Annotated in this window: 14 protein-coding genes; 8 read left to right on the forward strand and 6 right to left on the reverse strand. The window is 58.5% G+C overall.

Annotation, left to right across the window (positions count from 1 at the left end; translation table 11 throughout):
• Nucleotides 1-42: 42 nt before the first annotated feature.
• The gene (locus tag JYB84_RS10850; RefSeq protein ID WP_207320103.1) at nt 43-948 is read left to right on the forward strand and encodes a M14 family metallopeptidase; all 906 of its coding nucleotides are present in this window, start codon (nt 43-45) and stop codon (nt 946-948) included.
• 65 nt (nt 949-1,013) lie between these two features.
• On the opposite strand, the gene JYB84_RS10855 is transcribed toward JYB84_RS10850, so the two are convergent.
• The 6 genes from JYB84_RS10855 to rnm all read right to left on the reverse strand — a co-directional run bounded on the left by JYB84_RS10855 (nt 1,014) and on the right by rnm (nt 5,913).
• Complete coding sequence (locus JYB84_RS10855; RefSeq protein WP_207320104.1) at nt 1,014-1,937, reverse strand: exo-alpha-sialidase; 924 nt, start codon at nt 1,935-1,937, stop codon at nt 1,014-1,016.
• Nucleotides 1,938-2,050: 113 nt separating this feature from the next.
• Nucleotides 2,051-2,929: a 23S rRNA pseudouridine(2605) synthase RluB gene (gene rluB / locus JYB84_RS10860; RefSeq protein WP_207320105.1), complete on the reverse strand. Its 879-nt coding sequence runs from the start codon at nt 2,927-2,929 to the stop codon at nt 2,051-2,053.
• Nucleotides 2,922-3,515 (reverse strand): SMC-Scp complex subunit ScpB, encoded by a 594-nt coding sequence (scpB, locus tag JYB84_RS10865; protein ID WP_207320106.1) that lies wholly within the window; start codon nt 3,513-3,515, stop codon nt 2,922-2,924. Before scpB ends, rluB begins: the two co-directional genes overlap by 8 nt.
• A 42-nt stretch (nt 3,516-3,557) precedes the next feature.
• A complete protein-coding gene (locus JYB84_RS10870) occupies nt 3,558-4,346 on the reverse strand; it encodes a segregation and condensation protein A (RefSeq protein ID WP_207320107.1) in 789 nt (262 codons plus the stop codon).
• A gap of 89 nt (nt 4,347-4,435) precedes the next feature.
• On the reverse strand, nt 4,436-5,056 hold the full coding sequence (locus JYB84_RS10875) for an L-threonylcarbamoyladenylate synthase (RefSeq protein WP_207320108.1): 621 nt from the start codon (nt 5,054-5,056) through the stop codon (nt 4,436-4,438).
• Nucleotides 5,053-5,913 (reverse strand): RNase RNM, encoded by an 861-nt coding sequence (gene rnm, locus JYB84_RS10880; protein ID WP_207320109.1) that lies wholly within the window; start codon nt 5,911-5,913, stop codon nt 5,053-5,055. The genes JYB84_RS10875 and rnm overlap by 4 nt, the downstream gene beginning before the upstream one ends.
• A gap of 443 nt (nt 5,914-6,356) precedes the next feature.
• Between rnm and JYB84_RS10885 the strand changes: the two genes are divergently transcribed.
• From JYB84_RS10885 to JYB84_RS10915, 7 genes are all read left to right on the forward strand, one after another.
• A complete protein-coding gene (locus JYB84_RS10885) occupies nt 6,357-7,889 on the forward strand; it encodes an anthranilate synthase component 1 (protein ID WP_207323193.1) in 1,533 nt (510 codons plus the stop codon).
• A complete protein-coding gene (locus JYB84_RS10890; RefSeq protein ID WP_207320110.1) occupies nt 7,886-8,515 on the forward strand; it encodes an aminodeoxychorismate/anthranilate synthase component II in 630 nt (209 codons plus the stop codon). Before JYB84_RS10885 ends, JYB84_RS10890 begins: the two co-directional genes overlap by 4 nt.
• On the forward strand, nt 8,512-9,600 hold the full coding sequence (trpD, locus tag JYB84_RS10895) for an anthranilate phosphoribosyltransferase (protein ID WP_207320111.1): 1,089 nt from the start codon (nt 8,512-8,514) through the stop codon (nt 9,598-9,600). The genes JYB84_RS10890 and trpD overlap by 4 nt, the downstream gene beginning before the upstream one ends.
• Nucleotides 9,597-10,997: a bifunctional indole-3-glycerol-phosphate synthase TrpC/phosphoribosylanthranilate isomerase TrpF gene (trpCF, locus tag JYB84_RS10900; protein WP_207320112.1), complete on the forward strand. Its 1,401-nt coding sequence runs from the start codon at nt 9,597-9,599 to the stop codon at nt 10,995-10,997. The genes trpD and trpCF overlap by 4 nt, the downstream gene beginning before the upstream one ends.
• 78 nt (nt 10,998-11,075) lie before the next feature.
• Nucleotides 11,076-12,344: a tryptophan synthase subunit beta gene (gene trpB / locus JYB84_RS10905; RefSeq protein ID WP_228290761.1), complete on the forward strand. Its 1,269-nt coding sequence runs from the start codon at nt 11,076-11,078 to the stop codon at nt 12,342-12,344.
• Nucleotides 12,341-13,141: a tryptophan synthase subunit alpha gene (gene trpA, locus JYB84_RS10910; protein ID WP_207320113.1), complete on the forward strand. Its 801-nt coding sequence runs from the start codon at nt 12,341-12,343 to the stop codon at nt 13,139-13,141. The genes trpB and trpA overlap by 4 nt, the downstream gene beginning before the upstream one ends.
• A gap of 214 nt (nt 13,142-13,355) precedes the next feature.
• Nucleotides 13,356-13,892 carry a cysteine hydrolase family protein gene (locus JYB84_RS10915; RefSeq protein WP_207320114.1) on the forward strand — a complete coding sequence of 179 codons (537 nt, stop codon included), beginning with the start codon at nt 13,356-13,358 and terminating at the stop codon, nt 13,890-13,892.
• Nucleotides 13,893-13,934: the final 42 nt, after the last annotated feature.

Raw genomic sequence — 13,934 nt, forward strand, 5'->3', positions numbered from 1 at the left:
GGACCAATACCCCAGATGGACACAAATAACTGAGGACAGACTATGAGCTATCCCATAGGTACCCCGGGCACCCCATGGGGCGATGCCGAAAAGTTGGCCTGGTTCAACAGCCGCGACATTAAGCGCAGCTATGCCGGGGAAGTGCTGAACCGTATTGATGCGCTCAAGGCGCAATTTAACTGGCAACAATACGGCGCTCTCAGTCTGGATGCCGCAAAATTTCCACTGTGGGCCGCCAAAAATAACTGGCAGCCCGGCCTGCCCTGTGCCCTGGTGACAGGTGGGGTTCACGGTTATGAAACCAGTGGTGTTCAGGGTGCCCTGGACTTCCTCGAGCACAGTGCCAAGGACTATCAGGGCAAGGTCAACCTCTTGGTAGCCCCCTGCGTCAGCCCCTGGGCCTATGAAATGATCCATCGTTGGAATCCCAAGGCCGTGGATCCCAACCGCTCCTTTGTAGAGAACAGCCCAGCGGAGGAATCCGCCGCGCTGATGGCGCTGGTAGCCTCGCAGGGCGTCCAATTCGGTCTGCACATTGATCTGCACGAAACCACTGACAGTGACGAAACCGAGTTCCGTCCGGCGCTGGCCGCCCGTGACGGCAAGGACTATGAACCCGATGGCATTCCCGACGGTTTTTACCTGGTGGGAGACACGGAAAATCCACAGCCGGAATTCCAGCGCTTCGTGATTGCCGCGGTGGAAAAAGTCACCCATATAGCGCCACCGGATAGCGATGGCAAGATCATCGGCTCGGAAGTGGTGCAGCACGGGGTGATAAACTACCCGCTGCACAAGCTGGGTTTGTGTGCAAGCATCACAGGTGCCAAGCTGACCACCACCACGGAAGTGTACCCGGACAGCCCCAAGGCCACGGCCGAGGAGTGTAATGCCGCTCAGGTGGCAGCCATCTGCGCCGCCCTGGATTATCTGTTAACCCAGAACTGATACACCAGGAAAAAGTAACGGCAGCCTGAGGCTGCCGTTTTTATTGGCGCACGATTTATTTTGAATTATTCCAATTTCAAGCGGGCAAAATAGACCGAAGTTTTGCCTTCGTGGGTGGAGTAGTAGCTGACCAGCAGGGAATCCTGCTCCAATACCACACCGGCATAGCTGGTATCGCCGCCGGAAGGCAGACTCAGCAATTCGCACACATGACCCGTGGTCTCGCAGATCTCCACCAGCGCCGTGCGCACTTTGTCATCATAAAGCCGCACGACCGCCATCAATTGCCCCCGCCAACGAAAAGCAACCGGACCGCCGATGCGACAATCCAGCTCCAGCCATTGCCAATCCTTGTAGGGCGCAGTGGATTTGCCGAGCAGCCCGAGTTTCCGCTCATCCCACACGGGATCCCGCCTGAGCAGGCACAGGGCCGCATTATCTTCAAACAGCATGGATGACTCGTTGACGTAGCCCTGGTTCGACAAGCACTCGACCCAAACGGAGAACTCCTGGGCTCTAAGGGGCTGCCCTTCCCCAAGCGGAGCCCGGTACAATCGCACATCTCCATCCGGGCCGGGTCTGTAACCGACGCCATAATAACCATCCGCCCCACGGCTTACCCGCCACAGCCAGTAGCCGTCATCAGCCAGCAATTCCGCCTCGCCCCAATGGATAGCATCGGCAGAAGACCAGAATAAAGATCTGCATGGCTGCTCACTCCGTAATACCGCACTGAAGATGTATAGCCTGTCACAGGCCACAAGCAACTTGCCATCCCGTAAATCACCACCTTCAAAGGTCAGCCGGGCGACGCTGTGCCAATTTTGTCCTTCGTCACTGGAGCACAGCAACCGCAAGGCTCCATCGGGTGACACATGGGTGTCGCCTTCGCGCAGCACGCAATAGAGCTGACCGCGAAAACGAACCAGATCGGTAAAGGCGTTATGCTCCGCCTTGTCCCAAATCTTTTGCACTGACAGAATCTTCATCGCAGCCCCACTGTGATAACAGTTTGTTCCTGAAACGCTATAAGGCTTTATATAACACAAAAGGCCGCGAGCGCGGCCTTTTGACAGTGACAATTAACTGGAAGAAGAAGCTGTTAGCTGCGGGTGCGGGTTGGCTTGGGCTTGCCGGAAGCACCTGTCACCTTGTGCTTGCGTACCGCACGGCGGATCTTGGCGCTGCGCACCTGGGCGCGGGCCACGCTGTGCTTGTCGGTACCCAGCATGGAGCGGGTTTCCGGCTCCAAACCTGCCAGTTGACGCAGGTAGTTGACCTGCTCCAGCGGCAGTTCAATCCAACCGCCGCGAGGCAGGGATTTGGGCAGTTCCACCATGCCGTATCGCACACGGATCAGGCGGCTGACCTGCACTTCCTGGGATTCCCACAGGCGGCGCACTTCGCGGTTACGGCCTTCTTTCAAACCCACGTGCCACCACTGGTTAATGCCTTCACCACCGGCGGCCTTGATATAGTCAAACTGGGCCGGACCGTCTTCCAGCATTACGCCGGTACGCAGTTTTTGGATGGTGGCATCGGACACTTCACCAAAGGTGCGCACCGCGTATTCACGCTCCACCTCGTTTGAGGGGTGCATCAGGCGGTTGGCCAGCTCACCGTCGGAGGTGAACAGCAACAAACCTGAGGTGTTGATGTCCAGACGACCCACAGCCACCCAGCGGGCATCACGCACCTTGGGCAGGCGATCGAACACGGTTGGACGCCCTTCGGGGTCTTTACGGGAACAGATCTCACCTTCCGGCTTATGGTAAGCCAGCACCCGGCAGATAATGTCATCGGCAGATTTGAGCGACACGGCACGACCGTCGATACGCACCTTGGCATCGGCTTCTATCCTGTCACCCAGATTGGCAATTTCACCGTCAATACTCACTCGGCCTGCAGCAATCCATGCCTCCATCTCACGACGGGAGCCATGGCCTGCACGGGCCAAGACTTTCTGCAATTTTTCACTCATGAGTTAACTCTTCTGACTCTGATGGCACTTCGGTCCTCTGACCAAAGAGTGCCTCCAATGACTCGGTATCGGCCAATGCAGGCAAAGCTGCCAGACTGTCCAAGCCAAAATACGCTAAAAATTCTGAAGTAGTGGCATATAGCGCCGGTCTCCCCGGTACTTCCTTATGCCCCACCACTCTGACCCATTTCCGGTCAGTCAATGTTTTCAGGGTGTGACTGCTTAAGGCCACGCCCCTGACTTGCTCAATATCCCCCCGGGTCACAGGTTGACGGTAGGCAATCACCGCCAGGGTTTCCAGGGTGGCCCGTGAATATTTGGGCGCTTTTTCCTGCCACAGGGTTTGCAGGTATGGGCTCAGGGTTTCCAGTGTCTGGAAGCGGTAACCACCGGCTACCCGTACCAGATTGACCCCGCGCTCCTGATAATCGATTGTCAGCTCGGCGATGGCGGCACTGACCCGTTCCCGGGACACGGCAAAGGGCGCCAACACAGTTTCACGCAGCGCCTTGACCGTCATGGGCTTGCTTTGGACAAACAGACAGGCCTCGATAAGTTGTTTCAGCTGCAGGTTATTGATCTGCACTAGTAAGCCACCTCACACAACTTCTCGCCACCTCTCGTCGCCTCATGCCGCCTTCACATAAATGCCGGACAAGGGTTCAGCCTGATACAGCTTCACCAGCATCTCCTTGACCAGTTCCATCAGCGCCAGAAAACTCACCACCACCCCGGCCCGGCCCTCTTCAATGCTGAACAGCTGAGCAAAGGGCACAAAGGTCTCGTGATTGAGCTTGGCCAGAATCTCACTCATGCGCTCCCGGGTCGACAGCATTTCCTTGCGCACATGGTGATGTTCGCTGGCCTGGATCCGCTGCATCACAGATGCCAGCGCATAGGCCAACTCTTTCAGCGACACATCCGGCGCAATCAGCTCAGGCTTGATGCCAGGTGCCGGCTGGGCCTTGGCCTGATGCAGATCCCGCTCCAGCCTTGGCAAGGCGTCAAGGGAGAAGGCCGCTTCGCGGATCACTTCATAGGCCTTGAGCTGCTTAATCAGCCGTACCCTGGGGTCTTCTTCTTCCTCGTCATCCTGCACCATCTTGGGTAACAACAAACGGGATTTTATTTCCGCCAGGGTCGCCGCCATCACCAGGTAGTCCGCCGCCAATTCAATGCGGGCCTCGGTCAACAGGTTGATGTATTCCAGGTATTGGGCGGTGATTTCTGTCAGTGGCAAATCCACCACGTCGAGCTTTTGTTTGCGGATCAGGTACAGCAGCAAATCCAGCGGTCCTTCAAAGGCCTCGAGAAAAACCTCCAGCGCCTCCGGAGGAATAAAGAGATCCGCCGGCAATTCCCTGACGGGCTCGCCGCGCACCAAGGCCAATGGCAAACTTTGCTGCACGCCCTGCACTCAATTCCCCCGCCAATGAACCCGCGAAATGGCTCCGGCAAACCGGGCTTTTCGCCAAACGCGCGATTATACCTGAGTATTCAGCACCTTTAAAGGAATGGCGTCAGGTCACCTGCGCCTTCACGGATGATCTCCACCGCATCTTCCGACATGTCGATGATGCTGGTGGGTTTTTCACCCAGATAGCCGCCGTGGAGAATGGCATCCACCTGATGCTCCAGCAGATCGCGGATATGCTCGGGATCGGACTCGGCAAACTCTTCCCCCGGCATCACCAGACTGGTGGACATCAGGGGTTCATCCAGGGCATCGAGCAGGGCACGGGCTATGACATTGTCCGGCACCCGGATGCCTATGGTTTTCTTCTTTTCGTTTTGCAGCCGCCGCGGCACTTCCTTGGTGGCCTTGAAGATGAAGGTGTAAGGGCCCGGAGTGCAGTGTTTGACCAGGCGATAGGCCTGGTTGTCGACCCTGGCGTAGGTGGCAATTTCCGACAGGTCACGGCACATCAGCGAGAAATGATGATCGTTCTCCATCTGGCGAATGCGCACTATGCGGGTCATGGCATCCTTGTCACCCAAGAGACAACCCAGGGCGTAGCCCGAGTCCGTGGGATAGACGATAACGCCGCCGCTTTTCAGAATCGCAACCGCTTGGCTGATAAGGCGCACCTGAGGGTTAACCTCATGCACATAAAAAAACTGACTCATGATATTGTTCTCCACCGGTCTGATCCCCAGATCCAGTTAACGCCTTGAGGCTGAAATAAATTTTTCCCCAGCTCCACAAAACTGCCGGGAAAATGAAAATCGCTGCCAATGGACCCCAACAGGCCATTGAGATGGCTGAGGGCAACCAGGTTGGCCCTGTCTTCCAGGGTCTGCTGCCCCAGCACCACTTCCATGGCATCGCCACCGGCTTCCTTGAATTCCCGCACCAGCTTTTTAAGCCACTTGGCCGAGAGTTTGTAACCGCTGGGATGGGCCAGCACAGCCACCCCACCGGCGGCGTGAATAACGGCGATGGCCGAGGCCATATCACCCCAGTTGTTCGGCACATAGCCCGTCTTGTTGCGGGCCAGAAAACGCTTGAACACCGAGGCCATATCCGGCGCAATGCCTTTTTCCACCAGCACCCTGGCGTAGTGGCCCCGGCTGATGGCGGCGTTGCCGGCCAGCTCCCTTGCCCTGTCGTAACAGCCCTCGATGCCGGCCTTGGCAAGACGCTCACCTATTTCTCGGGCCCGCACCTCACGCAACATGCGTTGCTGCTCCAGGAAGGCCAGCAGTCGTGAGTCCTGCCGGTCAAGATTCAGCGCCACTATATGAATATCATAGCTGTGCCAGCGGGTAGAGATCTCCACTCCATCTATCAGCACCAGCGGTCGCTCGCTGGCATCATTGAAGCCATGGGCCTCGTCCAGTCCGGCAACAGTGTCATGATCTGTGATGGCCAGCATTTGCACGCCCATGGCCTGGGCTCGGGCAACGACATCGGCCGGCGCCAATTGGCCATCGGATGCTGTGGTGTGGCAGTGCAGATCTGCCAGAATGGATTCTGTTATCATGGCGCCATTGTACTTGAATTTACTTGCAAAAGCTTGGTCATATCACAGTTTATCCTGCCAACCCGCCGTTCATGACAAATATTCAATTGACAATTATCCGGTGCTGGGTTTTTCTATAAGCCAACACAAGTAAGGTATCGATTTCACATGAACCGGATTTTTCCAGCCCTTTTGGGCAACGCACTTCTGATTAACTGGTGGTGGCACTTCCCCAACTCGCGGGTGGTGTGACTCTCTGTGCTTGTGTGAAAAGTAACAGGATTCGACAAAAGGCCCGCAGATTGCGGGCCTTTTTCATTTGGGTCTGCAACAGGCATCAAGTATCGCAGCCCTGGCTGCCAAAGGGATAAGCAATGCAGAAACAGACAATGTCGCCGCAACAGACAGTGCTGAAACAGACAGTGCCAGGGAAAACCCTCGCCAGACTGGTCAAGCAGCACCGGATGCTGGATTACAGCGATGATCCGCTCACCCTGTACCAAAGCCTCACGGGGGATGGTGCCGACACCCTGCTGCTGGAATCGGCGGAAATCGACAGCAAAGATCATCTCAAGAGCATCATAATGACCGCCGCGGCGCTGAGGATAACAGCCCGAGGATACGACATTACTTTCGAGGCCCTGAGCAATAACGGCGCCCAGCTGTTGCCCCGCCTGCAAGCCCATTTCGGTGCCCAATCGCACCTGTTGGGGCAATGCCTGACAGTGACCCTGGCAAGACCCGCCGCCGGACTGGATGAAGACAGCCGCCTCAAGGCAGGTTCCCCCCTGGATGCCCTGCGCACCTTGCTGTCCGGCATAGATTGCGGCGCTGATGTTAACGTGGCCCCCGCCTTTGAAGATTTGTTTCTCGGTGGCGTATTGGCCTACGATCTTATCGACGCGGTGGAGCCGCTCCCCCAGGTAAAAGCCAGCGCCAACACCTGTCCCGATTTCCTGTTCTACCTGGCCGAAACCCTGATTTTGGTGGATCACCAAAGTCGCAAGGCCGAGCTTATCAGCGCCCAATATGCCTGCGACACGGCCGCGGATACCAAGATTGCCGCAGAGCTTGAGACCCAGTGTCAGGCCATACTGCAACAATGCGCCGAACCTGTGAAGCTGGCGGAACTCAAACCCGTACAGGCCGACGTCAGGGTGGATGTCAGCGACGAGGCCTTTATGGCCAAGGTGGACGCTCTCAAGCAGCACATCATTGCCGGGGACATATTCCAGGTGGTGCCGTCCCGCAGCTTCAGCCTGCCCTGCCCCAATCCCCTTGGTGCCTACCGGGCACTGAAACGCAGCAACCCCAGCCCCTATATGTTTTACTTCCGGGGTCCCGACTTTACCCTGTTCGGCGCCTCCCCCGAGAGCGCCCTCAAGTACCAGGCCCATAACAATCAAGTGGAAATCTATCCCATCGCCGGTACCCGCAAGCGCGGTAAAAAAGCCGATGGCGAGATTGATTTCGATCTCGACAGCCGCATCGAGCTGGAGCTTAGACTCGACAAAAAGGAGCTGTCCGAGCATTTAATGTTGGTGGACTTGGCCCGCAACGACATAGCCCGCATCAGCGAAAGCGGCACCCGCAAGGTGGCTGAGCTGCTCAAGGTCGACAGATACAGCCATGTGATGCACCTGGTGAGCCGGGTCACGGGCTCATTACGAAACGATCTCGATGCCCTGCATGCCTACCAGGCCTGCATGAACATGGGCACACTCACGGGAGCCCCCAAGGTGCGGGCCTCGCAACTTATCCGCGAGGTGGAGCAGCAAAGGCGCGGCAGCTACGGCGGCGCCGTGGGTTACCTTAACGGTCTGGGCGACATGGATACCTGTATTGTTATTCGCTCGGCCTTTGTCAAAGACGGCCTGGCCCATATTCAGGCCGGCGCCGGGGTGGTCTATGACTCAGATCCCAGGGCCGAGGCCGAAGAAACCAGTCAAAAAGCCCAGGCAGTGATTGCCGCCATCAAGATGGGAGGTGGCCTGTGAAACTTTACCTGCTCGATAACTTCGATTCCTTTACCTACAACCTGGTGGACCAGTTCCGCAGCCTGGGTTATCAGGTGCTCATCTACCGCAATGATGTGGCCCCCAATGATCTCGCTGCCAAAATCCTCGCCGATGAAACCTCGGCCCTGGTGCTGTCACCGGGCCCCGGCGCTCCCCACGAGGCGGGCTGCATGATGGCACTGATAGAGCTCATCGCCGGCAAACGGCCGATACTGGGGATCTGCCTGGGCCACCAGGCTCTGGTGGAACACTATGGCGGCAAGGTGGCCCGGGCTCCGAGCGTGGTGCACGGCAAGGCCAGCCCCACAGAGCACAATGGCCAGGGGATCTTCGCCAATCTGCCAAGTCCGCTGCCCGTGGCCCGCTACCACAGCCTGGTGGCGACCCGGGTGCCTGAGTGCCTGCAGGTGATAGCCCAAACCGAGGGTATGCCCATGGCCGTGCTGCACCCCCAGCATCGGGCCCTGGGTTTTCAATTCCATCCCGAGTCAATCCTGACCACCCAGGGCAGCACCCTGCTGGTGCAGAGCCTGGATTATCTTATGCAAGATACGAAACAAAAAATGAAGCAGGAAGTGACCCAGACAAGGGAGCAAGCCCTATGACCAATGCCAAGAGCACAGCCGACGTCAGCCCCTTGTTGGAGCGGCTCTATCGGGGCGAGCAATTGGATCGCCATCAAACCAAGACCCTGTTCGCGGCTCTCATTGCCGGTGAGCTGGACGAGGTCACCATAGCCGCCCTGCTTATCGCCCTCAAAGTCAGGGGCGAAACCATTGAAGAAATCTGCGGCGCCGCCGAGGCAATGCGCGAGGCTGCCAATCCCTTTCCCCGGCCGCAGTTTGACAGTGGCATACTCGACATAGTGGGTACCGGCGGCGATGGCTTCAATACCATCAATATCTCCACCACCGCCGCCTTTGTGGCCGCAGCCGCCGGCGCCAAGGTGGCCAAGCACGGCAATCGCAGCGTCTCCAGCAAGTCAGGCTCTTCGGATCTGCTGGGCCAGTTCGGCATAGATCTCACCATGAGTCCGACACTTGCGGCCCAGTGCCTTAAAAACTTCGGCCTGTGTTTCCTGTTCGCTCCCCACTACCATGGGGGCGTCAGGCACGCTGTGCCTGTGCGTGCCAAGCTCAAAACCCGCACCCTGTTCAACCTGCTGGGGCCCCTGATTAATCCCTGTCGTCCCGAGTATATGCTGCTCGGTGTCTACAGCCCGGATTTGGTCCGCCCCATAGCCGAGGCGCTGCGCGGTCTGGGGGTGTCCAGAGCCATGGTGGTCCACGGTGCCGGCCTCGATGAGGTGGCACTCCACGGCGACACCCTGGTGTGTGAACTCAAAGATGGTGAGCTGCAGGACTATCAACTGAGTCCGGCGGATTTCGGTCTCGCCCCCATTGCCGTCACCGAGCTGGAAGGCGGCGATCCGGCCCATAATGCCGCCATCACCAAGGCCATATTGCAGGGCCGCGGCCAAAGCGCCCACGCCAATGCGGTGGCCGTGAATGCCGGTTGTGGCATTTACCTGGCGGGGCTCGCCGCATCCCCCAAACAGGGCTTTGAGCTCGCAAAAACTGTGCTGGCATCGGGCAAAGGCTATGACAAACTCCAGTCACTGGCAGCGACCTGTGAACCAGCCACTGTTGGGCTGGAAGATGAAGCAAAAAAAGAGGGAAAAGCCCAATGAGCAACGTATTGACCCGCATCATCGACAGCAAGCAGGCCCATATAGCTTCGCTCAAGGCCCGTTTTACGGAAGCCTCTTTGCAACCCAAGGTATCAGACCGCAGCCTGAAAGACGCGCTCTCGGGCGAAAGCGCCGGATTTATTCTGGAGTGTAAAAAGGCCAGCCCCTCCAAGGGGCTTATTCGCGCCGACTTCGACCCTGTGGCCATAGCAAAGGTGTATGACCGCTATGCCGCCGCCGTGTCTGTGCTGACCGACGAGCAGTATTTTCAGGGCGATATGGACTATATCCCCAAGGTGCGGGCGGCCATCAGTCAACCCGTGCTGTGCAAGGACTTTTTTATCTCCACCTATCAGGTGCGGCTGGCTGCCCATCAGGGCGCCGATGCCATATTGCTGATGCTGAGCGTGCTGGATGACACCCAATATCGGGAGCTGGCGGCTGAGGCGGCCAAATATCGGCTCGACACCCTGACCGAGGTCAGCAATGATGAGGAACTTGCGCGCGCTATTGCCTTGGGCGCCCCCATCATAGGTATCAACAATCGCAATTTGCGGGACTTGTCCACAAATCTCGCCACCACAGAGGCGCTGGCGCCACGCATCCCGGAAGGGACGCTGATTATCAGCGAGTCGGGGATCTACACCCAGGCGCAGGTGCGCCGTTTGGCACCCCTGGTGGATGGTTTCCTGGTGGGCAGCTCACTGATGGCGGAGCAGGATTTGGATCTTGCCTGTCGCAGGCTGATTTTCGGCGCCAACAAGGTGTGCGGCCTTGGCCGGGAGGCAGACCTTGAGACTGTGGCCAAAGCCGGTGGCGTCTATGGCGGATTGATTTTTGCCGCCAAATCCCCCCGGGCGGTGGACTTGCCCAAGGCCAGGGCGCTTTGCGCCGCCAACGATGAAGCGCAGCAGCGGCTCGCCATGGTCGGGGTCTTTGTGGATACGGCGCCAGCGGAAATTGCCGCCATTGCGGCTGAACTGAAACTGGCCGCTGTGCAACTGCACGGCAACGAGTCCGAGGCTGATATCAATACCCTGCGAGACTTGCTACCGGCTGGGACTGAGATTTGGAAAGCGGTGGCCGTGCAGCAGGGCAAACCCGGCGCCATACCCAGCAGCATACCAAGCGCTATCCCCGGCAATGCCGACCGCTTGCTGTACGACAGCCAGAGCGCAGGGCAATTCGGTGGCACAGGTATCAGTTTTGACTGGCAACTGGACCTGCCGGACCGCAGTGAGGCCATGTTGGCCGGAGGCCTGAGCCCAGCCAACGCCTTTGACGCCGCCGGGGCCGGTTTCCTGGGACTGGATTTCAACTCAGGGCTGGAAAGCGCCCCCGGGGTCAAAGATCCGGCCCTGATAGCCGCGGCCTTTGCCGCCCTGCGCCGCTACTAGCAAACGGCCAACAGCCCTGCGCGCAACAACAGAATTTGAATATGATTGGAAAGTTTAATTATCAACGGAGACAAGCACATGGGTGACTTGAAGCTCAACCCCTACTTCGGCGAATACGGCGGCATGTATGTGCCGCAAATTTTGGTGCCGGCCCTCAAGCAGCTGGAAAGCGCCTTTGTTGAGGCCCAGCAGGATCCGGCCTTCGCCGCCGAATTCACCGATCTGCTGAAAAACTATGCCGGGCGCCCCACGGCGCTGACCCTAACCCGCAACCTGTCTCCCAACCCCAAGGTGAAAATTTACCTCAAGCGCGAGGATCTGCTTCACGGCGGCGCCCACAAGACCAATCAGGTGCTGGGCCAGGCGCTGCTGGCCAAACGCATGGGCAAGAAGGAGATCATCGCCGAGACCGGTGCCGGTCAGCACGGGGTCGCCACCGCCTTGGCCTGTGCCCTGCTGGGGCTTAAGTGCAAGGTCTACATGGGTGCCAAGGACGTGGCCCGTCAGAGTCCAAACGTATTCCGCATGCGCCTGATGGGCGCCGAAGTCATTCCGGTCACCTCGGGCTCCGCCACCCTCAAGGATGCCTGTAACGAAGCCATGCGCGACTGGTCAGGCAGCTATGACAGGGCCCACTACCTGCTTGGCACCGCCGCCGGTCCCCATCCCTTCCCCACCATAGTGCGTGAGTTCCAGCGCATGATAGGCGAAGAAACCAAGGCGCAGATGCTGGAAAAAGAAGGTCGCCTGCCCGATGCCGTCATTGCCTGTGTCGGCGGTGGCTCCAACGCCATCGGCATGTTCGCCGACTTTATCGATGAGCCCTCGGTGGAGCTTATCGGGGTGGAACCTGCCGGTAAGGGCATAGACACGCCGATGCACGGCGCACCGCTCAAGCACGGCAAGACAGGGATTTTTTTCGGCATGAAGGCCCCCCTGATGCAGGACTGCCACGGTCAGATTGAGGAGTCCTACTCCATTTCCGCCGGCCTCGACTTCCCCTCGGTGGGCCCCCAGCACGCCTATCTCAATGCCACCGGCCGCGCCAGGTATGAGTCGGCCACCGATGATGAGGCGCTCGATGCCTTCCAGCTGCTGGCCCGCAGCGAAGGGATAATCCCGGCGCTGGAATCGGCCCACGCCCTGGCCTATGCCCTGAAATTTGCCCGTGAATGCACCGAGGACAAGATATTGGTGGTCAACCTGTCCGGTCGCGGTGACAAGGACATTTTCACAGTGTCAGACATACTGGAGGCCCGCGAGTCGGCAAGCGCCAGCCAAGCAAAAGAAAGCAGCCAGGTAAACGAAAGCAGCAAAGCAAACAACAGCGAGGGAGAGCCCCAATGAACCGTTATCAAACCAGCTTTGCCCGCTTAGCGGCCGAAGGTCGCGGCGCCTTTGTGCCCTTCGTGACCCTCGGTGACCCAACACCAGACCTCAGCCTGGCCATTGTCGATGCCCTGGTGGCGGGCGGCGCTGATTGCCTGGAGCTCGGCTTCCCCTTCTCCGATCCCCTGGCCGATGGCCCGGTTATTCAGGGCGCCAACCTGCGGGCGTTGCAGTCGGGCACCACCCCGGACACCTGTTTTGCCATGATTGCTGAAATTCGTGCCAAATACCCCGAGCTGCCCATAGGCCTGCTGCTGTACGCCAATCTGGTGTATGCCAACGGCATAGATAATTTCTACGCCCGGGCCAAGGCCGCCGGTGTGGATTCGGTGCTGATAGCCGATGTGCCGGTGGAAGAGTCTGCCCCCTTTGTGGCCTCAGCCAAGGCCCACGGCATAGCGCCGATATTTATCGCCCCGCCCAATGCCGATGCCGACACCTTGAAGCAGGTGGCCGAGCTGGGTGAAGGCTACACCTATCTTTTGTCCCGGGCCGGAGTCACGGGCACAGATACCAAGGCCGGCACACCTGTGGAGACCATACTCCGCACCCTGGCCGAATTCGATGCCCCGCCGCCACTGCTGGGCTTTGGTATTGCCCAGCCACAACAGGTCCGGGACGCCATTGCCGCCGGCGCCGCCGGGGCGATTTCGGGGTCGGCCGTGGTCAAGCTGATTGAGACCCACAGGGATAATCCAGCCGCCCTTATCGCCGAGCTAAAGAGCTTTAGCCAAGCCATGAAGGCCGCGACTTAAGCGCTCCCGGCAAGCCCTTATTTTGCCTTCCAAGGCACATAGAGAATCGCTGATGACATTGAGGGCCACCCACAAACCGGGTGGCCCTTTTTATATCCGGCCCTGGAAGCTGGCCAACAGTTTGAAAAGATTGACTCTCTTTGATTCTTGCCCTACAAAAGAGGCTTAATCCCAGATCCGGTATTGGAAGCAGGATCAGCTAAGGAGCGGTCTTATGACCAAGGCATTATTGGTTATCGATGTACAGAAGCTGCTGTTTGAGAACGGCAATCCCCCCCATGAGGCACACGCCGTCATCGACAGGATCAACAGCCTGAGCCAGCAGGCGCGGGATTCCGACATGCCGGTTATCTTTATCCAGCATGAACAGGAAGGTACACCCATCGCCCGTGACAGCGACGGCTGGCAACTGGCCACGGGCCTTGTGGCCGAAGAAGATGACTTTCGGGTTGGCAAAAGCACCCCGGACTCCTTCAATGGCACAGGGCTCAAATCCCTGCTGGACGAGCTCGATGTGACCGAACTGGTGATCTGCGGCTATGCCAGCGAGTTCTGCGTTGACACCACGGTGCGCCGCGCCCTGGCCCTGGGTTATCCCGTGACCCTGGTAACGGATGCGCACACCACAGCCAACAAGCCCCATTTGGATGCCGCCAGCATAATCGCCCACCACAACGCCACCCTGTGCAGTATCAAAAGCTTCGGTGTGGTTGCCACCGGCGTCAGCACTAACGATTGGCTAGCGGAATAATGGGCCGCCAAGCCGCCCGGGAGCCTGTTTAACGGCCTGCCC

Source organism: Shewanella cyperi (genome assembly GCF_017354985.1).
Classification (GTDB): domain Bacteria; phylum Pseudomonadota; class Gammaproteobacteria; order Enterobacterales; family Shewanellaceae; genus Shewanella; species Shewanella cyperi.